The organism is Spirulina major PCC 6313 (assembly GCF_001890765.1).
In the GTDB taxonomy this organism is placed as follows: domain Bacteria; phylum Cyanobacteriota; class Cyanobacteriia; order Cyanobacteriales; family Spirulinaceae; genus Spirulina; species Spirulina major.
Window position 1 is genome coordinate 846040 of record NZ_KV878783.1, and the last position, 24627, is coordinate 870666.

Sequence of the window (24627 nt, forward strand, 5' to 3'; positions counted from 1 at the left end):
TTGGTTGGCGGCGTTGATCCTGAACCTACCAGGGGCTGCCGACTAAGGTGAAGCCACTCCAATAGAAAGGATGGGTTAAATCGAGGTCGTATTGGGCGAGGCCGGGCGGGAGGTCAAGATTGGCGATCGCACCGTCGCGGATGGTCGTTTGACCCCGGAGCAAATTGAGTTGGGCTTGGCGGAGGGCTTCGGCTTTAATTAGCGGCGTGGGGGCATTGAGTTGAGCATAGAATTGATCCATCAGTCCCAACGTGCCCAGATCCGACACTTGCCACAGACTCGCCAGGGCAGACTTGACCCCCGCCTGCACCGCCAACCCCGCAAACCCCAGTTCCACGGTTGGATCATCAAACGCAGTGTCACAGGCACTAAGCACCAGCAATTCTACCGGCGGCGCATTGTTCCAGCCCAGGGTTCGCAGGTCAGAAATGAGTAATCGTTCATCCCAGAGTTGGATATAGGCTTGATCTAGCTGATCGGGTTGAAAGGCGGCATGGGTGGCGAGGTGGATGACGTTAAAGGTGCGATCGCGGCTATAGGTGCGTAAATTTTCCAGGGTAAAGTCTTGGTTGAGAAAGGCTCGGCTAGTGGGGTTTTGGGTGATGCTTTGGAGTTCGAGGGGGACGCTGGGCAGGTCTTGCAACCGGTCAAACTCCGATGCACCCATGGCGAGGACGGTGGGATTTTGCACCGAGCGATAGGTGCGATCGGTGAGGCTGAGGCTGGGGACTTGGCCGAGGCTGTATTTTTCAACGAGGAACCGCTCACCATCGTAGAGCGCCGCGAGGGGAATTGTCCGCAGGGCTTCGCTCATGGAAAACACCAGGGTATCAACATCAAGGTCGGCTAGATACGGCTCCAGGGGGCGAATTAACCAATCGTAAAGCTGGCTGGCTGAGGTTTGATACCCATTTCCTAACCCCTGAATCCGACGGCGGAAGGTGGTGACGGTGCGGTTGAGGGTGGCGCGATCGGCTTCGGGAATGATCTGACGGATGACTTTGCTATCGGGGGTGATTAAGATCAGTTCTATGGCATCGGGTAAGCTCAACGCATAGATGAAGCCGTAGGATGTGCCGGTTTGTTCCCGAATGTAGGTGAAGAGTTCGGCGAGGTCGGGGGTGTTGGTTTGGTTAGGTGTGCCTTGATTGTTCAAGAGTTGGGCAAAAACATCGGTGCGATCGCCCTCCTCGGCATCACTGCTACTGGTTTGAGGGGTCTGAGCGCCGGCGAGTTGTTGAAAGGCGGCGGTATAGTCCTGACTCATGAGCCGATCAATTTGGGACAGGGTTGCGATGATTTTGGGATCACCCAGGGAGTTAACAGTATTGGTGCGGATTTGAATCGCGGGAGAATGGGCCCTCGGTTGCTCCACGTAGCGATCGGATGGGTTAAGGTCGTCCATCCCCCCCACAAAATCCTCGTCATTGTCGCAAATCACGGGACATTGGCGGCGAATTCGCAAATCCCCGAAGTCCAAATTCTGTTCGTAAATGCCCGTTTCCAGGGTGGTTAAGCCTGTGGTGATCCACCCGGATGTGCCGCTGCGATTACTGCGCACCGCTTCGCCGACGCGGAAGGGATTTAATCCCCCATGGAGAATATTGACCTGCCCACTGTTCCACGCTCCGGCAGCGGTTCGCCCGGCGGTGGAAATGCTGACCTCCACGGGAAAATCATTAATTTCACTGAACAGACTACGGGCGATCGCGCCATCGATTTGCATAAACCCCAAGGTATTGAGGGTGACATCTCCCCCACGTCCCACGCGGGCTTCGGTATTGATTGCGCCGGTCTGAATCGTTTGAGCGGCCCGCAGGCTCACCGCGCCGGCATTGCCGCTGGTGGTGGCGGTGGTGGCGATCGCGCCGGTGGCGATGCGGCGGCCAGCGGTGAGGGTAATTGCCCCGCCGCCGGTGGCGCTGCTCGTATCTAGGGAGCCGGTGGTAATCCGATTGGCTGCGGTGAGGGCGATCGCACCCATTGCTCCGTCTGGAGTTGCCACGGTTTTTAAATCCCCCGTGCGAATTTGATCCCCCGCCGTCAAGGTCACATTGCCTGCTGTTAAGGTTAAGCCGGTGATGTCGATCGTGGTGGCGGCGGTTAAGGTCAGGGCCTCGTTAGTCTGCACATCCCCCGTTAACAAAATCCGCCCCGTTCCCCCCAAAGACACCCGATTGCGCCCATAGAGGTCAAGGTCTAAATTGCCATCATGATTGGCGATCGTCACTGTGCCGGAATCACTATAAATCCCGCCCCCCGATCCCGTGGCTTGATTATTGCGGAGCCGCACCTGATCGAGGGTTAACGCCCCCGTCCCGGTATGGTTAATCCCCGCCCCATTGCCCGCCACCCGGCCATTTTGAATCCGGATATTTTGGAGCGTTGCGGTATCGGCGGCAATATTAAATACACGGGTGCGATTCTGACCGCTCACCGTCGCCCCATTGCCGTCAATCGTCAGGTTATCCGTGGCCCAAGCGATTTCACTGTTTAACTGCACTGAACGAGAGGCATCGGCAAAAGTGACCGTATCCCCAGCGGCAGCGGCGGCGATTTGCGATCGCAACGTTCCCACCCCCGCATCGTCATAGTTCGTCACGGTCAGGGTGGCTAATTTCCCCGACCATTGCTCTAGGGTGGTCACCGGAAAGGGATTGTGCGCCTCAATGGCCCCCGTGCTGCGTTCTAATCCCCAATCCGCGCCATAGTTGGCGCTGCCGGTAGCATTGAGCGATGCGGCTACATCTGCTCCCGTGAAATCGGCCAAACTGGTCATCAGCGCATCCCCCGTCGCCCCCAAGGCCGTAAAACAGCTATACAACAGCAGATCTGCCCCCGCCGTCAGAGAATCCGACCAGGTTTGCAACTGGGTTTGATAGTCCTGCACCGTCTCGCTCGTAATCCACTGATTCCCAAACCAAAAATTCCCCGCATTCCCCTCCGCCACGATCGCCACCGATGCCAAGGGGCCCACGGCATCACTCAATTCGGCTAACTGTGTCGTTGCGATCGCCAGCCCGTCTTTATCCCGTTTCACCATCTGCGTCACCGTCCCCGCCGCCCCTCCAAACAGCAGCGCCTCCGCCTGATCCGCCCGCTGATCAATAAACACCGCCTGATTCGGATTCAGCCCCCCCTCGCTGAACCGCGCCACCCGCACATCACCCCCGACCATTGCCGGAGTCGTCACCGTCACCCGATCCGCCGCCCACAGATCCACCCGATCCCCCGTCACCTCCCCTTCTAAATGCACCGAACCCGTCACCACCGCCGCCTCAGTGGTCACCGCGCCCCCCGTCAACAACGCCGGTAAATCCGTCGGTGCAATCCCCGCTGCGATCGCCTCCAGCGGCACTTCCACACTCAACAGCGATCCCTTCGGAGTCACCTTCACCCACCGTTCCCCCGGAACCGCCGCCAACGTCACGCCATCACCCTGAATCGTCCCCGTATTGATAATCGTGCCACCGAGGAGATGCACCCCCCGCCCGGCGGTCAACGTCCCCGCATTAATAATGGCCCCCGGCGTTTCACTCAAAAACGCAAACTGATGCGGCTCCCCCACCAACGTTGCGTAGTCATTCGCCCCCGACGCATCCCACCAGCCCCCCTCAAAACCAATGCGATCGGCCGTCGTCGCCCAGAAATCCCCCCCCACATCCAGCCGCGCCCCCGTCCCAAACACAATCCCCGCCGGATTGATCAGGTATAGGTTAGAGTCCGCGCCACTCACCTGCAACAGCCCATGAATCACCGACGGATCGCCCCCCGTCACCCGCCCCAGAATATTCGTCACCGTCGAATTACTCAAAAAACTGGCGATTTCACCCGAATTTAACCCCAATTTCGCAAAACTATGGAACAGATTCGCCCCTGCTTGAGTTCCCCCCTCAATGGTGTAGGTTATGCCGTTGTAGTCAATCACTGTGCCCGTGCCATCGGCGGCGGGGATGATGGATTGGGCCACTGCCGGCATTGCACCGAAAAGGCTACCCACAGTGAGAAATAGAGGCAGAGCAAGGGGTTTAGACATGGTTTAAAAATGGGATGGACGATGAAACAGCAGGGATGAGGGGGGATGGACGGGAACGGCGGTCAACTCAATGCAGAATGAGGGAGGGCAAATGTTCGCATTTTTTGTCCTGATTTACCCACTGTAGCCGATCAACAGAGGTTTTCAACCCTCACGCTAGGTGCAAAGATACGGCTGATTTGACCGATCATTTCAAGACAAAAGAGGCGATTTTTTGACAGGTCAAAAAAATTTACAGATCTCAATCTCACATTTTTTGACAGTATTGATCCGCTCAGAACTTAGCATGATAGCCTTCTCAAATGGGTAAACTATTCCAAAGACCTATTGAGTAATTATTCCTATGCTTGGCAGTACCGGAAGAGTTTCCGAGGGGATTCTAGATGTTCAGTGTTATCGGTGTAGAGCAAGGGGTTTTGTGATGGATTTTCAGACTGCGTTTGAGGTGCGATCGCTCCGCCTCAATCCGTACCATCAAGTCCATTAAGGGAGTCTATTCGTGGTTGCAACATTTCGTTAGAATCCACCGATCGCACGAGTCATTGAGGTTAGAATTAAACAGGATTAAATCGATTCAATCGACGGAATCAGGGCCCTGCCACGCACCCTCAACGAGTTCACAAAATCCCCCCATGAAGCTGATCAACATCAACGCTCAAGCTAAAACCTGGAAACTCAGAACAATGATGGCTTTGGGTTTGGGACTGGTCGCATTGATTAACATGATTGTCAGTGCGATCGCCTATTCAACTAACAGTAGCGTGATCAAAACCATTACCTCTGTTGGTCATACCCACGAGGTCAAGTCTAACATTCGCCTCCTCGAAAAAGTGTTAGTGGATGCAGAAACCGGTCAACGGGGCTTTATTTTCGCAGGCAGTGACAGCTTTCTAGAACCGTATGATCAAAGTCTTGAAGCTATTGATCGTGTCTTTCAAGATCTGTATCAGTTAACCAGTGATAACCCGCTACAAACTCAAAATTTAGATGATCTAAGACCTATCATTGATGAAAAAATAGCCGAACTCAATCAAACCATTCGTCTTAAAAAAAGTAGGCAAGAAGAACAACTGATGGCACTGGTGAAATCTGAGCTTGGTAAGCGATTGATGGATGAAATTCGATCTAGGCTTCATGAGATGTATGAGATTGAAGATGAATTGCTGCTAGTCCGACAAAGTGACGCTATGCAGGCAAGACGATGGATGCAATTTTCGCTCTTGTCTGGGACGATCAGCCTATTATTCTTAATCTTTTTCATCTATCGATTGATTGAAAATAACGTCATTCTACCCATCGAAGATGTTGCGCTAAGCTTAACATCCATGTCGTCTCAATTGGCGAGTACGATTGAAGAACAGGAAAATGTTACGAGTCAGCAGGCTGCTTCCATGAGCCAAACGACAGCAACCATTAGTGAACTGGCCGCCTCTTCTCAACATATGGCGAGTCAAGCGGAATCGAGTTCTGCCCAAGGAAAACAAGTGATTACGCTCACGGAAACGGGTCAGGATTCGATGCAATCTTCAATCCAGAAAGTCACGATCTTGCACGATAATTCTGAAAAAATCACCCACCATACACAACGTCTTGAATCCCAAACGGCTCAAATTGGTTTGATTTCTAATTTGGTGAGTGAGATTGCGATGCAAACGGAGTTGTTGGCGTTAAATGCCGCGATTGAGGCGGTGCGGGCGGGGGAGAATGGCAAGGGGTTTGGGGTTGTTGCGTCTGAAATTCGGAAGCTGGCGGATCAAAGTAAGCATTCAGCAACTCAAATCAATGGCTTGGTTCAAGAGATTAAACAGTCGATTACGGCAACGACGAAAGTTACCGCAGTCGGGACAGAAAAAATCAATCAATTAATGGAGGTGCTGCAATCCAATGCGGCGATTTTTGAAACGGTGGTGACTGCTGTGCATACGGTGGTGCTCAATTCTCAACAAATTGCCGCCAATGTGAAGCAGCAAGATATTGCCTTGCAACAAATTACGGAGGTGGTGACGAGTATTAACCAAGGGGCGGCCCAAACGGTGATTGGTATTGGTGAAACGCGCACGAGTACGGAACAGTTAAAGCACAATGCGCTGACGTTGTCGAATTTGGTTTGATGGGCTGCTTTGGGGGTGCGATCGCACGGCCTCCGCGTGTTTTTTCTGCTCAACGGATCGGCAGTCCTGTATCGTTGAACCATAGTCCTCTGCTGAAGCCAAAACCCTATGTCTGATCATTGCGATCGCCTCCTCATCGTTTGGCCCTGGATCACGACGATGGAGGGGTAGCCATGACCTGCGATCGCCCGTTGTCGTCTTGCCGCCAATCCACCCGGATTGATCTCAACGCCCTGATCCAAGCCCCCGATCCCTACGACTTTTTTACCTTTAAACCGCACCTCAAAAAACTGATCCTGTCCGGAGCCGCCGATGCCCAACATCTCAGCATTCTCTGGTACACGATCCCCAATGGCAGCGTCGGACAGCACTACCACACCCAAACCGAAGCCATCTACACGATCCACGGCTCCCAAACCGATACGAATGGGGTCTATCCCACCGGCTCCCTGGCCTTCAACCCCCCCGGCAGTGCCCACGCCATCACCCACAGCAGCGGTTTTTTTCTGTTGGCCTATGCCTCCCCGCCCAATTTTGACCCCATTGCTCCCGATCCCACCGCGTCCCCCATCCAGATCAACGCCCTCGCCCCAGACCTCGATACCCAATACCCCTTTACCCCTGTTCACGAGGCTGTTTCGGTCTACCCGATCCCCCTCGATCCGGCGGGGGGCATCCGTGCCGAGTTGGTGAACCTGACCGCTGCCGGACAATATATCTATCGGGGCAATTGTCTGCTGGTGCTGCAAGGGTGTTGTACCCTCGACGGTACACCTGCGGATCGCCATCACTTGGTTGTTACCCCTAGCCTCGACCCGCAATCCTACCGAGTGGGGGGGATGGGCGATCGCTGTCTGGTGTTGGGACTTGCGTTTGAGTTCTCGGCTTGAATGGTGCTACTGCTAATAGATAATGTGCCACTGTTGACCTAGCCTGCATTTGATCCTCTGAATCAGCAGCAGCGAGCTAGAAGCTCGCACTACAGAGGATTAAAGTTGACCTAGCCTGCATTTGATCCTCTGAATCAGCAGCAGCGAGCTAGAAGCTCGCACTACAGAGGATTAAAGCCAGAGCTAGACTCGCAACTTGGGTTATGGAGCAGCAGCAGGCTTGACTGTTATGGGGTGGGGGGTTGGCGGGTTCCGGTTTTGACATCGACGAAACGACTGCGAGCCGTGGTGCGGAGGTGTTCCACGTCTTCGCGGCGAGAGACGGAGAGGGGGACGGTGGATTCAATTTCGAGGATGAGGAGATCGGTGTCGAGGGCTTGTTTGAGGTAGAGGGCGCGGTAGAGGGCTGAGACGATCGCTTGTTCAATTTCGGCCCCACTGAAGCCGTGGGTGGCTTGGATCAGGCGGGGGAGATCGAAGGTTTCGAGGGGTTGATGGTGCGATCGCAGGTGAATCGTCAGGATCGCCGCCCGCTCCTGCTCGTCTGGTAGATCCACAAAAAAGATCTCATCAAATCGCCCCTTGCGCAGCAATTCCGGCGGCAGTTGGGTTAAATCATTGGCCGTCGCCACCACAAACACCTCTTGAGACTTTTCCTGTAACCAGGTGAGGAAGGCCCCAAACAGCCGCCGACTCAGGCCCCCATCACTGCCACCGCTGTCGGTGCTGCCCAAACTTTTTTCAATCTCATCAATCCACAACACCGTCGGCGCGATCGATTCGGCGAGGGTGACGGCGCGGCGAAAATTGCGATCGGATTCGCCGACATATTTATCGTAGAGCCGCCCCATGTCCAGCTTGATCAAGGGTAAACGCCATTCGCGGGCGATGGTTTTGGCGGCGAGGGACTTACCGCAGCCCTGTACCCCGACGATCAAGATGCCTTTGGGGGGTGGGAGTTTGAGGTCGCGGGCTTCGCTGGAAAAGCCGACGCGGGCGCGTTTGAGCCATTGTTTCAACCCGACGAAGCCGCCGAGGTTGGCTTGGTTTTCTGAGGCGGGGAAATATTCGAGCAGGCCGTCGGCTTGGATGACTTGGGCTTTGCGGTGGAGGATGCGGTTAATGTCCTCGGCGGTGAGTTTGCCGTCTTCGAGGGCGGCGTAGGCCACCACTTGGCGGGCTTGGATTAGGGTCATGCCGCTGAGGGCGCGGACGAGTTCTTTGAGTTCGTGGTCTTGGAGTTCGACTTTGACTTGTTGCTTGCGTTGGTTGAGCGATCGCACCACCTCGGACACCACTTTATACAGTTCATCCCGCCCCGGCAGTTTCAAATCATAAAACACCGTCTCATGGGCGATCGCTGTCGGTAATTCCAACGCTGTCCCCGTCAACACCAATGCGCCGCGATTTTTCCGCAACAATCGCGCCAAATTCCGAATCTGTCGCGCCACCTCATCATCTTTTAAATACCCCCCAAAATCCTTGAGCAGATACACCGCTTTCCGGTTCAATGTTTCGAGATGACAGAGCATATCCAGGGGTTTTTGGGTGTTTTCATACACCGTCATCGGATTGCCACTGTCCGGGGTGCATTCATTCAGTTGGGGCGCGAACTTACTGCCGGGGGACAGATACAAGCCCCGATTCACCGTCCATTCAAAGAGGGGAATATGGAGTTCTCGCGTCATTCCTTTGAGGACATTTTCTACCCGTTCTTCTTCCACGGTTTCCATGGCGATGATCGGATGGAAAGATTGGACGAGCAGTTTAAGATCGTAAATACTGGCGGCTAAATTCATGGTGTGGTTATGGGTATAGGACAAAAATCAGGCTTGGTCTAAAACCCTGATGATTTCGTAGGTTGGGGAGAACAATAGCAAAACCTAACTCCCTAAAAATCCATAGTCTGTAGTGCGGGCATCTTACCCGCTGGGATCAGACAAAATAGGGAGCAAGATGCTCCCACTCCATCAAAATCAAGATTTTGCCGTACATTTCAACGTTTGTCCTGTACTCATGGTGTGGTTATGGGTTTGCTAATTGGGATGGATCGCGGACTGCTCGCCGGGCGATCGCTCCCATCCACCACTGTTCATACCGAAAGGCCAGGGCTGCGATCGCGATCGCCCCACCCCCCAACAGGATCAACAGCATCGCCAAGGCCTTCACCCCCACCAGGGGCAACTGATCCGCCAGTTTGACCAGATCATGATCTAAAAGGCCGCCTTTGCCCGCGATATAATTCGCCAGAGCCGTCGCCGAAAACAGCAGTTTGCCGCCAAAATGCCACAGGTCAAACAGCGTAAACCAGCCCAACAGCGCCATGATCAACCGTTCCTGCGGCCGCAGACAAAAATATCGACCCAGGGCGAAATAAAGACAGAGGGCGATCGCTACCAGTTCGCCGCCGTGGCCCATGGCGGTAATCAGGATCTGATCGAGGGCGGTGATGCTGGCCAGGCCGTAGAGGAGCAGAATCCCGCCCCAGAGTCGCTGGGTGGGAATATTGTGGCGGTAGTGATAGCAGAGATAGCCGAAGCCGCTGAGGGCAAGGGGTGTAAACAACGGAATTCGGCCCACCGGGATGGTAATGCCGCCGCCATACTGAAAGTCAAAGCTGGGAATGGCGATATACCCAAAGAGTAACGAGGCGATCGCATGGCCCAATTCATGCACCATCACCGTCCAGGCTCCGAACAGGATGCGGGTCAGGGGAATCAGCGCCAACGTCAGCCCCAGGGCCAAGCCACCGAGGATACAGGTGCGCCCATCGGGGTCAAGGCGGCGCACTTGGGGCGATCGCGCCTGGTCCGCTAACCGCCCCCCTTCATAGTCCACCGTCCAAATCGGATCACGCTGGCCCCGCCGATAGCCTTCGACCCGCAGTAGGTCCATAAACGGCAGGTCAAGATGTTGGGCGGTTTTGGCTACCCTGGGTGCGAGGGTTGCTTGGTCGGGCATTTTATTCGCACTGAGGCGCACCGTGACGCGGCGATCGCTCACCACCGTCCGCACTATCACATTATCGCGGCGAAATTCATGGGCAAAGAGTCCGGAAATTGCCCCCGATTGGCCCTGTTGGGCCGCGTCGATCAGGGCGTTGGGGGCAGCGGTGGGGAAGGCTGGGGCTGGTTCGGGCGGGGTGGGGGGAACCGGGGCGGCGATGGGTTCGGGTTCCGGTTCCGGGGCGGCGGGGGGAATGTAGGTGAGGGGAATGGTTTGCTGCCAGGTGTCGGTACTTTCGCCCATACGTCGCCCCCGGAGAATCAGCGATCGCACCCCCACGGGCTGCAAAGACTGCATACCTTTGGTAATGAAGGGCGCGATCTCATCCTGCTTCGGCCCGTTCAGGGACTCCACAATTAAATCCAGCACCTCATCCCGACGCTGCCCCATCACCCAAATGCCATGGGACTCTAGTTTTTCTCCTAACAACGATGCGATCGCCTCTGAATCCCCAGAGCGGGCTAGCTTGAGTAATTTCGACACAGCATCACCAGAAAATGACAGCTTCTCCCATGCTAGGCCGAAACCCCAGCCCCATCTCCAAAGGTGACAGGATTTGATACAGTTTGCACCCATCCCCTTGGTCTTTGGCGCAGAGAGAGACAACGGTAACCCCAAGATTTCAGGTGACTGTATTCAACGAGACTGACATAACAGAGGGTATCACCGATGCGGGTCTGGGGGTGTTCAGGGGCGCGATCGCGCTGCGAGACCATAGGCTTAAGGTGTGCCACATCATCCTCTCACTATGGTTCCTCTCCAGGCGGCGGAGCCGCTCAAGGCACATGTCACAGCAGAGCCATGACACGAGGGGAGCGATGTCTCACTATCACCGTGGGAGTAGGGATGGTGTTTCAATGTGACATAGGTCGCCAATCCCCTGATGGAATGAATGCTGCCCAATAGTAGGGGTGGGCATTGTTGGCACTTTGCGCCATGGCTAGCTGCACCTGTCGCAGGGCATCACTGCGACCGGCTCCCTGTTGCAAGCGTTGATAATAATCCACCATTAAATCTTTGGTTTCCTCATCCGCCACTTTCCAGAGGCTAATCACTTGGCTTTCGGAGCCGGCAATGGTCAGGGCACGCCGCAACCCATAGACTCCTTCGCCATTGGCCACTTCACCGATGCCGGTTTCACAGGCGGAAAGAATCGCCAACTGTGTCCCCCGCAAATTCAGACCCGCCACCTCTAACGCGGTGAGTGCGCCATCTTCTGCCCCGCTCTGGCGTGAATTAAACCCCGCCAAGGCTAAACCCGATCGCAGTAAGGGATTCTCTACTGGGCCACGGGGGCGGGGTGTGGAACCGGGACGGGGACGCACATCAATGAGACCCCGCGCATCAAAACCTGAACCGAAATCGGAAGCCGCTACCCGTTCCACATCTTCTAAAAAGAAGCCGTGGGTGGCAATGTGGAGAATTTCGGGGCCTTGGACTTGTTTGATGGCGTTTTCGGTGGCTGCGTTACGGGTGAGAATCGTGGCGTTGGGTAGGGTGGCGGTGAGGGCTTCGGCTTCGGCGGCTGTGCCGGGGAGGTCGCCAAATCGCAGGTTTGCCAGGTCTTGGGAACGCTGGGCGGCGCGATTATTCGTCGCTATGAATGGGCCTGCTTCTGATTGGCCATAGTCGGGGTCGGCAACGATGAGGGGCGGGGATTGGGGTTTGGGGTTGAGTTGGAGGCGTTTGAGGTCGCGGCCGGTGGTGAGGTAGGTGATCTGGTGGGTTTCGAGGAGGTATTGATTTTGTGGGTTAACGAGGGCAGCGAAGGGGATCAGGTTGAGTTGGCTATCGGGGGAAATGAGCAGATGTTGGGCGTTGCCGAGTTTGGCGCGGATCGGCTCCATGAGGAGGGCATCGAGTTCCCGTCCCCGTCGTTGGGCGGCGGTGAGGTCGTGGGGGTTGTCGAGTTCTTGGCGGAGGTTTTGGGCGGCGGTGTTGATGGGGGCGGCGGGGCCGAGGTCGAGCCATTGGGGTGAGCCGTTGGCCGGGAGGATATAGGCAGCGTAGTGGGGGTCTGAATATTCGTTGGTTTTGGGATCGTAGGGGCGATACTGAACGATTTCGATCAGGGCGGCATCGGTAGGGATTAGGCTCTGGATACCTTCGATGGTGACGGGTTCGCTCTGGATGCGGAATTCATCGCTGGCGCGGGCGAGTTGGGTTTCGAGGCGATCGGCTTCGCCTTTGAGGGTGGCGATCCGTTGGCGATAGGTGTCAGTGATCGTTGCAGGCGGACGAAAGAGAACGGCAGCAAGTTCGCTACGTTTGGCGCTGAGGTTATCCAGGAGGCGTTGATTTTCAGGCGTTAGATTATCGCGCAGGAGTTGGATGTTGTTGCTGACGGCATCAAGGATGCGACCTTTACGACGGAGGATGGTGGTAAGAGCGAGGTTTCCGGCTTCGGGGTTGGTGGGGGCAGTTTGGATGTTGAGAGAAATGACGGAGTCGGTTGAACCGGAGATGGTGCGGAAATAGTCTTGTTTGTGGCGTTCGGAACCAATTGCAAGGAGTGCATCTAGTGCTTAGTCAAAGAGATAGTGCCGAGTGAGAAGAGTAAGATGAAGTCAGTGTTCAAACCAAGGCTGACATGGTCAAAAAATACGTTGTGCGCTTAAGTGACGAAGAACGACAAAACCTCCAGGAAATTGTCACCACGGGGAAACGGGCTGCGGCTCTGATTAATCATGCCCGAATTCTCCTCAAAGCCGATTGCCAGCAATCCCCCGGTTGGCGAGATCAGGATATAAAAGAAGCCCTTGATATCAGCCTTAGAACTATTGAGCGAGTGCGGAAACGATTTGTCGAAGAGGGGCTAGAGGCAGCCTTAAGCCCTCGCCCCCATCCCCGTCGCCCCCGAAAGTTGGATGGCACAACGGAGGCACACTTAGTGGCGTTGTGCTGTAGTGAACCGCCCGCAGGTCAGGGGCGATGGACGTTACGTTTGTTAGCACAGCAGATGGTGGAGTTGGACTATGTCGATGACATCAGCCATGAAAGCGTGCGGCAACTGCTAAAAAAAACGAACTCCAACCCTGGCGACAAAGCTGTTGGGTAATTCCACCGAGCCAAAGCGCAGAGTTTGTCTGGCATATGGAGGCAGTCTTGACGGTCTATCAGACGGATTACACCCCAAACATGCCTGTGATTTGCATTGATGAAGCGAGCAAACAGTTAGTCAAAGAAACCCGCCTACCCATTCCGGCTCAACCGGGGCAGCCCGAACGGGTGGATTATGAATATGAGCGCAACGGGACAGCCAACCTGTTTATGGTCTGTGAACCGATGATTGGGTGGCGGCGCGTGACGGTCACAGAGCGTCGCACCGCAGTAGATTATGCCCACTTGCTCAAAACGTTAGTGGATATCGATTACGCCCAAGCCCAAAAAATCATTGTCATTCAGGATAATCTCAATACTCATTCCCCGGCCTCACTCTACAAAGCCTTTGAACCGGCAGAAGCACAACGCATCTTGAGTCGATTGGAATTTTGCCATACCCCCAAACATGGCAGTTGGCTGAATATGGCCGAGATTGAACTGAGTGTTTTGAGTCGTCAGTGCTTAAGTCGCCGGATTTCTGATCAGGAGACACTCAAGCGTGAAGTGGATGCCTGGCAAGACGAGCGCAATCATCAGGAAACATGGATTGATTGGCGATTTACAACGGCTGATGCCAGGCTAAAATTACAACATCTCTATCCGTCAATTGATTGTTGACTGGACACTAGCCGAAGAACAACAAGCCGCTCAGTTATTAATCAATGAGCAAGCTGCGCGACGAGTTGCCCGGTCTCGAAATTTACCGTTAATTGGCACGATGGGGATTTTAGTTCTGGCCAAGCGACAGGGTTTACTCCAGTCCGTCAAAACTGTACTCGATGCAATGCGAAAGCAAGGAACTTGGATTTCCGAGCGGCTACATAGCGGTTTTCATAAAATTGCGGTACACAGATCCCCCTCAATCCCCCTTAAAAAGGGGGAAGTAGCGTTCTCATCTTTTCGCAATCCGCTGTATCAACAAATCGTGGCTTTAGCTCAGGAAGAATAATACTTAAGACCCAACACCCCCACCCCCTGACCCATCCCTCCAACTCCCCTCGCAGCAAACACGCCCCCAACGTAGCCCAGCAAGGGGCGCAGCGCCAAGGCAAGCATAAAATGTCCCATGGGATGACCTCAACAAGCTGACCGTATTCACTTATAGGAGGCTGAACGAACGTTTTTGCAGTTTGGGGGAAATTTTTTTGGGGTTTGGCTGTGTGGGGTGATTGAAATCCCCGCCCCATAGCGCAAACCCGTTGAAACGCTTTCCGGAGTGGGCTTCAGCCCACTTTCGCTATGAGCCAGGGGTTTTAATGCTGGGCGGTGGGACGGTTCTTACTATCTAAACCGGGTTACACTTCTCCATTAACCTCAAATTTGTTGTTTGGAATGTTTTCGCGTTTCTTTTGATATTACTCATGATTGACCTTTATACCGCTGCCACGCCCAACGGTCGCAAACCTGCGATCGCCCTCGAAGAAATGGGACTCCCCTACACTGTCCACACCATTGACCTGTCCCAAAAAGAACAGTTCAGCCCCGAATTTGTCGCCCTCAACCCCAACAGCAAAATCCCGGTGATCACCGACCGGGATACGGGGCTGACGATTTTTGAATCCGGGGCGATTTTGATCTATTTGGCAGAAAAAACCGGGATGCTGTGGCCGAGCGATCGCGCTCAACGCATGGATGCACTGCAATGGTTGATGTTTCAGATGGGCAGCGTTGGGCCCATGCTCGGCCAGTTGGGGCATTTTCGCCACAGTGCCCCGGAACCCGTACCCTACGGCATCACCCGCTACGAAGCCGAAACCCTGCGCCTGTTCGGCGTTCTCGATCGGCAACTGAGCCACCGGGACTATGTAGCCGGAGCCTATTCCATTGCAGATATCGCCCTCTATCCCTGGATCGCCCTCTATAACCATCTCCAAGTCTCCATTGAGGCATATCCCCATCTCACCCGATGGGTGAACACCCTCACCGCTCGCCCGGCCGTCCAAGCGGGTATGGCTCGCGTCAATCAGAAGACCTAAGCAGCGCCCCATCTCATGGAGAGACCGTGCCGAATTTAACAGCACCAAGCCTAAAACATTGTTATTACCAAGTGATACATTCAGCAAACCCATGATGAATGTCGAGATCGTAGGATCTTTTGATTCGTACCATCAACGGATTGATCTGCAACCCTGGGCATTCAAGTGGGGGGTAGTGCGTCAAAATGATGTGGGTTTGGTAAAGTAGAGGAATCGTTACCACTGCACTAAAACTATGGAATGTCGGCTCTGCGGTCATCCCAAAACCCACAAACACGGCAAAATGCCCAATGGTCATCAACGCTACTTCTGCCCTCACTGCCAGCAAACCTTTGCCGAGAGTTTTGACACCCTCTACTACTATCGCCATGTTACTCCGGAGCAGATTGAGCAAGTACTTCAAGCCCACAGTGAAGGCACTAGCTTGCGAGGAGTCAGCCGCATCAGCGGATTAGCCTATAACACCGTGGTCAGTATTATTCGTGCCGCCAGTGCTAAAGCTTTGCTGGTTCATAACGACCAAGTGCAGGGCGTGGAAACGGAGGACGTGAGTGCTGATGAGATGTGGTCATTCGTGAAAAAAAACAAACAATGCTTGCCCGAAGAAGTTGAAGTAGGCGATTGCTGGATTGCGATGAGTTTGGCAGATTCGAGCGGGTTAATCTTGACAGCACGAGTGGGGAAACACACCGATGAACTGATTGAAGAACTGGTGGTGAGCACGGAGGGAAAGACCCATTGCCAGCAATGGAATAGTGACAACTGGGGAGGATATGAGCGGGTACTGCCGCTGGAAATTGAGCACTACATTGGCAAAGACCAAACGCAACGGTTGGAGCGTACCAATGGAATTATCAGGCAGCAGACGGGTAGGTGGCATCGACGACAGAACAAGTTTGGCAAACTGTGGCAGCAGACAAAGGTGACGGTGCGTTTAGTGGTGAGTTATTTCAACTGGATCTGGCAGCACAGTCGCTACAAGAGCACGGCGGCACAACGAGCAGGATTGACTGACCATCGCTGGAGTTGGCAGGATATCCTCTCCTTCCCCACAATAATCTAATGCACTACCAAGTGGGGTTTGTTTAATTTGGGAGGGTTGACTCCCCATCTCATTGTGACGTTCTGCATTGATGATCATTGCCTAGCTCTGTCATTAAAACACTATCCTTATGAAATCGTTTAGACCGCGCCGTCCTCTCCATCCCTGGGCCACTGCCGTTAGAAACCTCGGATTGATGCTGATTCAAAATCCACTGTGGAGGTCGATGGGCTTAACGGCTCTCCTCATCTGTGCGATCGCACCCCGTGCCTTTGCCCAGGATGCCGCTGTTACCGGGGCCGATGCCATCTTCAAACCCATCGTGGACGTGATGTCCGTCCTGCTCTTTTTTAAAATTGGGGGCGAAAATGGATTCCCTTTCATTGTGCTGTGGCTCTTTATCGCTGCCATCTTCTTCACCTTGCGGATGGGTTTTATCAATGTGCGCGGCTTTAAGCACGCCATAGAAGTCGTCCAAGGCAAATTTGACGACCCCAATGACGAAGGGGAAGTCTCCCACTTTCAAGCCCTCGCCACTGCTGTTTCCGGAACCGTCGGCCTCGGTAATATTGCCGGGGTTGCCGTCGCCATTCAGTTAGGCGGCCCCGGCGCGATGGTCTGGCTGACCCTGGCGGGTTTTTGCGGCATGGTCACTAAGTTTGTGGAATGCACCCTGGCGGTGAAATATCGCCGCATCGCCAGTGACGGAACCGTCTTAGGCGGGCCGATGTATTACCTGACGCGGGGTTTATCCCCCAAGGGGATGCGTCCCCTGGGGAAAGGATTGGCGGTGTTGTTCTGCATTCTCTGCCTGGGTGGGAGCCTTGGCGGGGCGAATATGTTTCAGTCCAACCAAGCCTACGCTGCGATTAATGGCTTAGTGCCCGGCATCCCAGCATGGCTGTTTGGGCTTGTGCTTGCAGGTTTGGCGGGCTTCGTGATTATTGGCGGGATTCGTCGCATCGGGGCCGTGGCGGAAAAACTCGTCCCGGCAATGGCGGTGATCTATGCAGTTGCTTGTCTGTTCGTGATTGTGGTCAATATCGCTGAAGTTCCGGCCGCTGTAGCGACGATCTTCCGGGAAGCCTTTGCACCCTCTGCCGCTGTGGGTGGCATCGTTGGGGTCATGGTGCAGGGGATTCGCCGTAGTTCGTTTTCCAATGAAGCCGGTGTGGGTTCAGCCGCGATCGCACACTCCGCCGCCCGTACCGATGAACATATCCGCGAAGGTATCGTGGCACTGCTTGAGCCGTTCATTGATACCGTCGTAATCTGTAACATGACGGCGATCGCGATCGTCCTCAGCGGTGTTTACCAAGATACTGGCGACGAATTAAGCGGTGTGGCGATGACCTCCAACGCCTTCGCCTCCGTGATTAGTTGGTTTCCCATCGTCTTGAGCATTGCGGTGTGTTTATTTGCCTTCTCCACGATTATTTCCTGGAGCTATTACGGCATCCAAGCCTGGAGCTATTTATTCGGCTCCGAAACTACGATCATCTTCAAAGTGATCTACATCGTCTGCACCTTCTTAGGTTGCTTAACCAGCTTGGGTTTGATCATCGACTTCAGCGATTTAATGTTACTCGGTATGGCATTCCCTAACTTGATCGGCTGTTACATTCTTTCCAATGAAGTCGCCAGTGATTTGAAAGACTATTGGGATCGATTAAGCTCCGGCAATATGTTGACCTACGAATAAGGGAACCCATTTAAGTTAGAAACCCCTCACCGGATTTTAGTGAGGGGTTTCTCGTGAGAACAGGATTCTTTTAGGAAAATCCGGCTATTGTTTTTTTGTGTTTTACTGTCGCAGTTCTTGATTCATGACGAACCGACGGCGATCGCTAGGTGATATTGATTGATATTCACCATAGAAATTACAAAACCGTACCATTTTTCGCAACATTGAGCCGACCTGATGATGCTGTGACGGGTGGTGGTTCGGGGTTGCGTTGGTTTTTGATAGTCCAAACATAATCGTCTCCGTTGATTAAAATCATTGCTGTTTTGATGTCTTCATCTTAGGAATTCTGACCCCAGCCTCACAACCGTTAACATCGATACTATCTATGCAAAAAATTCATATAACATGAGCCGCATGGGTGAAGACAGGCAAGGGGCTTTAGCCCCTTGTGCCTCACGGGTCAATAGTCCGAACCCGGCTGACTGATGACCGCACACCCTAGATCTATCCACAACGCAATAATCCCCCCGGTTTGGGAGGGATTATCTCAGTATTGATAGATTAGATATTCAGAACCGCTGCGATCGCGCCTTAACCCCGATTCACCAACACCGGACATTTGGCATGGCGCACCACTCGTTCCGCCACAGACCCTAGGAAAAACTGCGACACCCCCGTACGACCACTGGCGGAAATGACAATCAACTCAATGGCGTTTGTCTGGGCATAGTCAATAATTTCTGAGCTTGGACTCCCGATCACCACAGAAAACTTTATTTTTTGATAACTCTCGTCCGGGAAGCGATCGTAAAACGTTTTTTTAACCTTTTCCATGCGGGCTTGATTGTCCACGGTTTGCCACACTACCCCCGGCTCGGTTGGCTCCAATGAGGTGAGCACATGCAAAATATGTAGTTTAGCCGGATCACCCACAAATTCGAGGGTCTCCGTCAGGGTTGTATAGGCCTCTTCAGAAAAGTCAATGGGAACCAAAACATTATTGGTTGTAAATAGAGTCATGTTGAATGTTCTCCTGTGGATTGAATAAAACGTGGGATGAACCTCACGACGGGGTAAGACTCAAATCTAAAAATATTGAAGGATAAAGATCGAGCGATCGCACCAGACTGTTTTAGTCTAAAACAAAATAATCCCCAATCCTGTGTCATTCGTAGCGATTTTTCCCTGGATTTTGATGTTTCTTCGCTCTGAATGGAGGAGGTTTTGAGGTTGCACGGCTTTGCTGATCATTGCGGTGGAAAATAACTCCAAATATCAACAATATTTTGCGGGTTCGCGGGTCGCAACTGAGACGATCACCTGGTTGACTGACAAAATTAGCCAGATCCCGGAAAGCCCTCACCCTAGCCCTCGCCCTAGCCCTCGCCCTCTCAGAGAGGGGTTGGGAGTGAGGGCTATCAAGTCAGTCAACCAGGACGATCACAAGCTCCGCAGGGCAACGATGGGGTCAAGCTTGGCGGCACGGCGGGCGGGAATGACCCCAAAGAACAGACCAATCCCGCTCGAAACGCTGAGGGACAGGATCACCGCAACGGGGGAAACGGTGGATTTTAAGGGCGTGGTGAGGGTCAGCAGCCCGATCCCTCCTGCACCGATCACCGTGCCCACGACTCCCCCAATCGCAGAAACAATCACCGCTTCGATCAAAAATTGACTGAGAATATTGGTTTCCTTGGCTCCCAGGGCTTTACGCAGGCCGATTTCCTGGGTGCGTTCGGTGACGGAGACGAGCATGATATTCATCACCCCAATGCCGCCGACGAGGAGGGAAATCGCCGCGATCGCCACCAGCATCAGCGTTAATCCCCCCGTCACCCGTGTCACAATCCCCAAAACATCCTTTTGGGTTCGCACTGAAAAATCATCCTCATCGGTAATCTGGTGGCGCAGACGCAGCAAGTTTTCAATCTGGAACTGAGCCGCATTGATACTCTCTTCATCCCGCGCACTGACGGAAATGATCGTCACCTGAAGGCCGTAGGGGGACGTGTTGCCCGTCACCTGATTCGCCATGGTGGTGATCGGGATATACACCGCCTCATCTTGGTTTTCTCCTAAAAATGCCCCCTTTGGCTCCATCACACCCACCACCTCAAAGCTCACATTGCCGACGCGAATCCGCTGCCCGATGGGTTCGCTGTCTCCCAAGAGTTTCACCGCCGTTTCACTGCCCAACACCGCCACCCTTGTATTCCGTGTCAGATCCGTATCGTTAAAAAATCGACCCTGGGCCATATCAAAGCTCCGCACCGCCAGAAACTCAGGACTAGTGCCAATCACTTGATTATTCACATTCCGCCCTTGAAATGAAATCACCCGTTGGGCGACGATTTGCGGGGCGACTCCATCAACGGCGGGTACTTGGGACGCGATCGCTTCAGCATCGGCCAACACCAAGGTTTGGGGCACTTCAAAGGATGTCCGGCGTTCCTGTTGCGACCCCGGCACGACAAATAAGGTGTTTGGCCCCAAAGATTCAAACTCATCCTCTGCCAAATTCTGCGCCCCTTGCCCAATGCCCACCATCGTAATCACCGACGCATTGCCAATCACAATTCCCAGCATCGTTAACGCCGTGCGCAATCGATAGTTCATTAGGGTGCGAACCGCCATGGTGATACTTTCGCGGAGTTCCATTGCCATGATCTTGAAGGGGTCAAAACTAGATTGTAGTTTCACTGTAGTGTGGCCGGGGGTTCCTCGCCACCCCGGCGGCATCAACCCTCGTCGAGCCACGGCTGATCCATACCCTCAGTTGCAAGCTTGGAACTGTTAGACGTGAGCCTCCGGAGCAGGAGGGAGCCTCCGGCTCACACTCCCATGACCGTCATCCTCTGTGGTGCGAGGTTCTAGCTCGCTGTCCTGATAGAGAACTGCGATCGCGCCCGACACCAGTCAAATTTTTGAACGATCACTGCATCCTGTTCAATCCACTTAACAATTTTTCAATATGCTTAAAAATTCACACTTTACCGCCCTAAATACCCTCACAAACAGCACGATTCTCCAATAAAATGATGTAGATCAGAAACATCACAAATTCAATTCGCCGTTTCCCTGTCCGGATAACATTGGATGCTAGGATGGAAATAAACCACTCGGTATAAGGCTTGATGGATGCTTCGGAAGTGAAAATTCGGATTGAAAACTTAATCAAAATATATGGAGAAAAACCTCAACAGGCATTAAAGCTCTTTCGAGATGGACGAGGCCGCGAAGATATTCTGAGCGCCACGGGACATGTGCTAGGCATTGCTGATGTTTCCATGACCATCCAGAAAGGTGAACTCTTTGTGGTCATGGGTCTGTCTGGGTCGGGAAAATCCACCCTCGTGCGCTGCATCAATCGGTTGATTGAACCCACCAGCGGGCAGATCTACATTGACGATGAAGATGTGGCCCATGTGGATCAAAATCGTATCCGCGAAGTGCGGCGGACTAAGGTGGCGATGGTGTTCCAACGTTTTGGACTCTTTCCCCACCAAACGGTTGCGCAAAATGTTGCCTATGGCTTGAAGGTGCGTGGCCTCAGCGATACGGAACAGCGCAAAAAAGCTCTCGAAGTCCTTGATGTAGTTGGTCTGACGCAATGGGCGGATTATTTGCCCTCCTCCCTCAGTGGTGGGATGCAGCAGCGGGTCGGATTGGCCCGCGCTTTGGCTACAGATGCCGAAATTTTGCTGATGGATGAAGCCTTCAGTGCCCTCGATCCCCTGATTCGACGGGAAATGCAGGATGAATTACTGCGGTTGCAGGCGGAACTCCATAAGACCATTGTATTCATCAGCCACGATATTCAAGAGGCGCTCAAGATCGGCGATCGCGTCGCCGTCATGAAAGATGGCTACATCGTGCAAACCGGAACCCCCGAAGACCTCCTGACCCATCCCGCCGACGACTACATCCGCGCCTTCACCCAAGATGTGAACCGCGCCCAAGTCCTCAAAACCGGCTCCATTGCCCGGCAAACCGTCCCCGTCATCCTCGGTCAGGATTCCGTGAAAGCCGCCTGGCAGCAAATGCAGGATCATGATTTGCGACAGATGTATGTTGTGAACCGCAATGCCCGGCCAGTGGGGATGGTGCGCCAATCCGTCATCCAGCAAGCGATGCGGGACGGATGTGAAGACATTGGCACTGTGATGGAACGGGATTTTCCCCAAGTCCAGGCGACGACCAGTCTCGAAGAGATTTTTCATCTCTGTCAGCACAATCGACCCATTGCCGTCACCAACCAGGACGGCAAGTTTAAAGGCGTAGTGGAACAGTCCGATGTGCTCGCCAGTATTGGGCGACTCACAGAAGAGACAGACAACGACAGCGTCACCGATTTAACCTGGGAGCCGTTGGCGAGCTAAGGCATTCTCTCCTGGTGCGATCGCGCCTGCTGCCCATTGGTGCGGTAGTTGCGCCCCTAATCCCTAGGCCAAATCCCAAGACTCTAAGCGGGATGCCCTTGGTTTTAGGGCAATGTTTTCCTAAAATAATCGCTGATTGTCGATGAACTAATTTACCAATTTACCAATTTACCAATTTAGCTATTTTGTGATTCAGAATGATACCGTGCTAGAAATTTTTGAAACCTATACCATTCCCCTCGGCGATTGGTTTGAGGTTATCGTGCAATTCGTTGTGGATAACTTCCGCCCCGTCTTCCAAGCCATTCGCGCCCCCGTCAATGTAGTTTTGACTGGCATTGAAGCCTTCTTTCAATGGCTCCCCCCCTTGGTGTTGATCCTGGCCATCGGGTTGATTGCATGGCAGGTGGCCAGTCGGGGGATTGCGATCTATAGCATTTTTGCCCTGTTCTTTGTGGGCTTTTTAGGAGCATGGTCGCAAGCCATGACCACCCTGGCATTAGTGCTCACTGCCGTCTTTTTCTGCATCTTAATTGGTATTCCCCTCGGCATTTTGTCAGCCTGGAATCAACGTTTTGAACAAACAATGCGGCCGGTTCTAGATGCGATGCAAACTTTACCGGCCTTTGTCTATTTAGTGCCGGTGGTGATGTTATTTGGCATTGGTGAAGTACCGGGGGTTATTGTGACGTTTATCTTCGCAGTTCCCCCGCTCATTCGTCTGACGAATATTGGCATTCAGCAAGTGTCTGAAGAAGTGGTTGAAGCGGCGATCGCTTTCGGATCAACCCCCCGCCAAATCCTGTGGGAAGCCCAAATTCCCCTCGCCATGCCCACCATCCTCGCCGGAGTTAACCAAGCAATTATGCTTGCCCTCTCCATGGTTGTCATCGCCTCAATGATTTCCGTCGAAGGGCTAGGGCAAATGGTCCTACGAGGCATCGGACGCTTAGACGTGGGGCTTGCCACCGTTGGTGGCATCAGCATCGTCCTGATCGCCGTCATGCTCGATCGCCTCACCCAAGCCATCGGCAAACCCCACCGTCTACCCTGGCGCAAGCGTGGCCCCGTCGGTCTTGTGTTGTCCTTAATCCAAGGCAAAACACGCCCTCAAAACGCCGCGTCATAGTCATCGTTTCACCCGATGACGCTCACCCCATACTGTTCAATCTCAATACCCATGATCAAACTGAATTTCAAATCTTTAACCTTTGGCACTGTCTTAGCCGGTCTTTTGCTCGGTTCTGTGGCCTGTCAATCCGGCAGCACCGACCCGGAGACCACCACCGAAGGCGACGACACCGAAGCCACCGCCAATGGTGACTTGCCTGGGGAAGGCATCACCGTTAGCTCTGCCCATAGTAGTTTGCAAGAAGAGCGGTTCCAAACCGAAATCGTCAATCGGGCCTTACAAGCCCTGGGCTATGAAACCGAAGAACCCGCCGAAATCGAATATGCAACGATGTATGTGGCGATCGCCAACGGTGATCTCGACTACACCCCCGTCAACTGGGAAAAACTCCACGCCGAATTCTATGAAAATAGTGGCGGCGATGACAAACTGGATGCCATCGGTGTCATTACCCCCAATGTGCTGCAAGGCTATCAAATCGACAAAGCCACCGCCGATGCCGAAGGCATTACCAGCCTCGAACAACTCCAAGACCCCGAAATTGCCGCCCTCTTCGACACCGACGGCAACGGCAAAGCCAACTTAACCGGCTGTAACCCCGGTTGGGGGTGTGAATTGGTGATTGAACACCATTTAGATGCTTACGACCTGCGCGACACCGTTGAGCATGATCAAGGTCAATATTCCGCCCTCATTGCCGATACCATTACCCGCTACGAACAGGATGAGCCGGTTCTGTTCTATACCTGGACTCCCCTCTGGTTGGCGGGGGTCTTAGAACCCGGTGAAGATACCATTTGGCTAGAAGTGCCCTTCACCGATTTGCCCGCAGAACAAGGGGAGGTGTCTGAAGCGGAAACCACGGCGGAAGGTATCAATCTCGGCTTTGCTGTAGACCGCTTGAAAATTGTCGCCAACCAAGAGTTCATTGCGGACAATCCCGCTGCTGAAGCACTGTTCGAGTTGGTGCAAGTTCCCATCGAAGATATCAGTGCTCAAAACAAACTGATGCAGGATGGGGAAGATTCCGCTGAAGATATTGCTCGCCATGTCGATGGGTGGATCGAGGACAATCAAGCAACCTTTGATGCTTGGATTGAGGCCGCAAAAGCCGCCGCTGAGTCGTAATCCGTCTTCCTTCAGCCCACCCTAGAGGGCGCTGAACTCCAAAACGCTAGGCTGTACATGGTGTTGAACATCACCCCACAGCCTAGCGTTTTCCAATCTTGAGTCTGGCTCCCCAACCGCGATCGCACCTCTGCTTCC

17 protein-coding genes are annotated in these 24627 nt (G+C 53.6%); 10 read left to right on the forward strand and 7 right to left on the reverse strand.

What is annotated here, in order from left to right; translation table 11 throughout:
- Positions 1–25 precede the first annotated feature (25 nt).
- On the reverse strand, positions 26–4036 hold the full coding sequence (locus tag SPI6313_RS03835) for a CHAT domain-containing protein (protein WP_084668880.1): 4011 nt from the start codon (positions 4034–4036) through the stop codon (positions 26–28).
- Positions 4037–4668: 632 nt separating this feature from the next.
- Here SPI6313_RS03835 and SPI6313_RS03840 point away from each other — a divergent pair.
- Positions 4669–6147: a CHASE3 domain-containing protein gene (locus SPI6313_RS03840; RefSeq protein WP_072619804.1), complete on the forward strand. Its 1479-nt coding sequence runs from the start codon at positions 4669–4671 to the stop codon at positions 6145–6147.
- Between the two features lie 173 nt (positions 6148–6320).
- Positions 6321–7037 (forward strand): cupin domain-containing protein, encoded by a 717-nt coding sequence (locus SPI6313_RS03845; RefSeq protein ID WP_139276500.1) that lies wholly within the window; start codon positions 6321–6323, stop codon positions 7035–7037.
- A gap of 227 nt (positions 7038–7264) precedes the next feature.
- Here SPI6313_RS03845 and SPI6313_RS03850 read toward each other — a convergent pair whose 3' ends face one another.
- The 3 genes from SPI6313_RS03850 to SPI6313_RS23880 all read right to left on the reverse strand — a co-directional run bounded on the left by SPI6313_RS03850 (position 7265) and on the right by SPI6313_RS23880 (position 12547).
- Positions 7265–8836 (reverse strand): AAA family ATPase, encoded by a 1572-nt coding sequence (locus SPI6313_RS03850; RefSeq protein WP_072619806.1) that lies wholly within the window; start codon positions 8834–8836, stop codon positions 7265–7267.
- Between the two features lie 226 nt (positions 8837–9062).
- Positions 9063–10526 (reverse strand): hypothetical protein, encoded by a 1464-nt coding sequence (locus tag SPI6313_RS03855; RefSeq protein ID WP_072619807.1) that lies wholly within the window; start codon positions 10524–10526, stop codon positions 9063–9065.
- Positions 10527–10897: 371 nt separating this feature from the next.
- Positions 10898–12547 (reverse strand): CHAT domain-containing protein, encoded by a 1650-nt coding sequence (locus tag SPI6313_RS23880; RefSeq protein ID WP_084668881.1) that lies wholly within the window; start codon positions 12545–12547, stop codon positions 10898–10900.
- A gap of 86 nt (positions 12548–12633) precedes the next feature.
- Here SPI6313_RS23880 and SPI6313_RS22195 point away from each other — a divergent pair.
- From SPI6313_RS22195 to SPI6313_RS03890, 5 genes are all read left to right on the forward strand, one after another.
- Positions 12634–13763 (forward strand): IS630 family transposase gene (locus tag SPI6313_RS22195; protein WP_139276502.1). Its coding sequence is split into 2 segments (ribosomal slippage): positions 12634–13051 and positions 13051–13763, totalling 1131 coding nucleotides; the frame shifts between segments, so codons are not numbered across the junction.
- On the forward strand, positions 13753–14094 hold the full coding sequence (locus SPI6313_RS03875; protein ID WP_072619811.1) for a PIN domain-containing protein: 342 nt from the start codon (positions 13753–13755) through the stop codon (positions 14092–14094). Before SPI6313_RS22195 ends, SPI6313_RS03875 begins: the two co-directional genes overlap by 11 nt.
- Before the next feature lie 412 nt (positions 14095–14506).
- Complete coding sequence (locus tag SPI6313_RS03880; RefSeq protein WP_072619812.1) at positions 14507–15121, forward strand: glutathione S-transferase family protein; 615 nt, start codon at positions 14507–14509, stop codon at positions 15119–15121.
- A gap of 235 nt (positions 15122–15356) precedes the next feature.
- Entirely contained in the window at positions 15357–16184 is an 828-nt protein-coding gene (locus tag SPI6313_RS22200; protein WP_084668882.1) for an IS1 family transposase, read from the forward strand.
- Positions 16185–16389: 205 nt separating this feature from the next.
- Entirely contained in the window at positions 16390–17865 is a 1476-nt protein-coding gene (locus SPI6313_RS03890) for an alanine/glycine:cation symporter family protein (protein WP_217650734.1), read from the forward strand.
- Between the two features lie 102 nt (positions 17866–17967).
- Here the strand turns inward: SPI6313_RS03890 and SPI6313_RS23310 are convergent, their stop codons facing one another.
- The 3 genes from SPI6313_RS23310 to SPI6313_RS03900 all read right to left on the reverse strand — a co-directional run bounded on the left by SPI6313_RS23310 (position 17968) and on the right by SPI6313_RS03900 (position 20508).
- Positions 17968–18141 carry a hypothetical protein gene (locus SPI6313_RS23310; RefSeq protein ID WP_175551059.1) on the reverse strand — a complete coding sequence of 58 codons (174 nt, stop codon included), beginning with the start codon at positions 18139–18141 and terminating at the stop codon, positions 17968–17970.
- A 300-nt stretch (positions 18142–18441) separates the two neighbouring features.
- Positions 18442–18870 (reverse strand): universal stress protein, encoded by a 429-nt coding sequence (locus SPI6313_RS03895; RefSeq protein ID WP_072619814.1) that lies wholly within the window; start codon positions 18868–18870, stop codon positions 18442–18444.
- A 420-nt stretch (positions 18871–19290) separates the two neighbouring features.
- Complete coding sequence (locus tag SPI6313_RS03900; RefSeq protein WP_072622991.1) at positions 19291–20508, reverse strand: ABC transporter permease; 1218 nt, start codon at positions 20506–20508, stop codon at positions 19291–19293.
- Positions 20509–20984: 476 nt separating this feature from the next.
- On the opposite strand from SPI6313_RS03900, the gene SPI6313_RS03905 reads away from it, so the two are divergent.
- The 3 genes from SPI6313_RS03905 (at position 20985) to proX (ending at position 24489) form a co-directional block, all read left to right on the forward strand.
- A complete protein-coding gene (locus SPI6313_RS03905) occupies positions 20985–22229 on the forward strand; it encodes a quaternary amine ABC transporter ATP-binding protein (RefSeq protein ID WP_072619815.1) in 1245 nt (414 codons plus the stop codon).
- Between the two features lie 205 nt (positions 22230–22434).
- Positions 22435–23358: an ABC transporter permease gene (locus SPI6313_RS03910; protein ID WP_072619816.1), complete on the forward strand. Its 924-nt coding sequence runs from the start codon at positions 22435–22437 to the stop codon at positions 23356–23358.
- A 51-nt stretch (positions 23359–23409) separates the two neighbouring features.
- Positions 23410–24489: a glycine betaine/L-proline ABC transporter substrate-binding protein ProX gene (gene proX, locus SPI6313_RS03915; RefSeq protein WP_072619817.1), complete on the forward strand. Its 1080-nt coding sequence runs from the start codon at positions 23410–23412 to the stop codon at positions 24487–24489.
- Positions 24490–24627: the final 138 nt, after the last annotated feature.

Coding starts and splice junctions, on each gene's coding strand:
- SPI6313_RS03835 (WP_084668880.1), bottom strand. CDS start 4,036: ATGTCTAAACCCCTTGCTCTGCCTCTATTTCTCACTGTGGGTAGCCTT.
- SPI6313_RS03905 (WP_072619815.1), top strand. CDS start 20,985: ATGGATGCTTCGGAAGTGAAAATTCGGATTGAAAACTTAATCAAAATA.
- SPI6313_RS03895 (WP_072619814.1), bottom strand. CDS start 18,870: ATGACTCTATTTACAACCAATAATGTTTTGGTTCCCATTGACTTTTCT.
- SPI6313_RS23310 (WP_175551059.1), bottom strand. CDS start 18,141: ATGTTTGGACTATCAAAAACCAACGCAACCCCGAACCACCACCCGTCA.
- SPI6313_RS03845 (WP_139276500.1), top strand. CDS start 6,321: ATGACCTGCGATCGCCCGTTGTCGTCTTGCCGCCAATCCACCCGGATT.
- SPI6313_RS03850 (WP_072619806.1), bottom strand. CDS start 8,836: ATGAATTTAGCCGCCAGTATTTACGATCTTAAACTGCTCGTCCAATCT.
- SPI6313_RS03900 (WP_072622991.1), bottom strand. CDS start 20,508: ATGGAACTCCGCGAAAGTATCACCATGGCGGTTCGCACCCTAATGAAC.
- proX (WP_072619817.1), top strand. CDS start 23,410: ATGATCAAACTGAATTTCAAATCTTTAACCTTTGGCACTGTCTTAGCC.
- SPI6313_RS22200 (WP_084668882.1), top strand. CDS start 15,357: ATGGAATGTCGGCTCTGCGGTCATCCCAAAACCCACAAACACGGCAAA.
- SPI6313_RS03890 (WP_217650734.1), top strand. CDS start 16,390: ATGGGCTTAACGGCTCTCCTCATCTGTGCGATCGCACCCCGTGCCTTT.
- SPI6313_RS03840 (WP_072619804.1), top strand. CDS start 4,669: ATGAAGCTGATCAACATCAACGCTCAAGCTAAAACCTGGAAACTCAGA.
- SPI6313_RS03880 (WP_072619812.1), top strand. CDS start 14,507: ATGATTGACCTTTATACCGCTGCCACGCCCAACGGTCGCAAACCTGCG.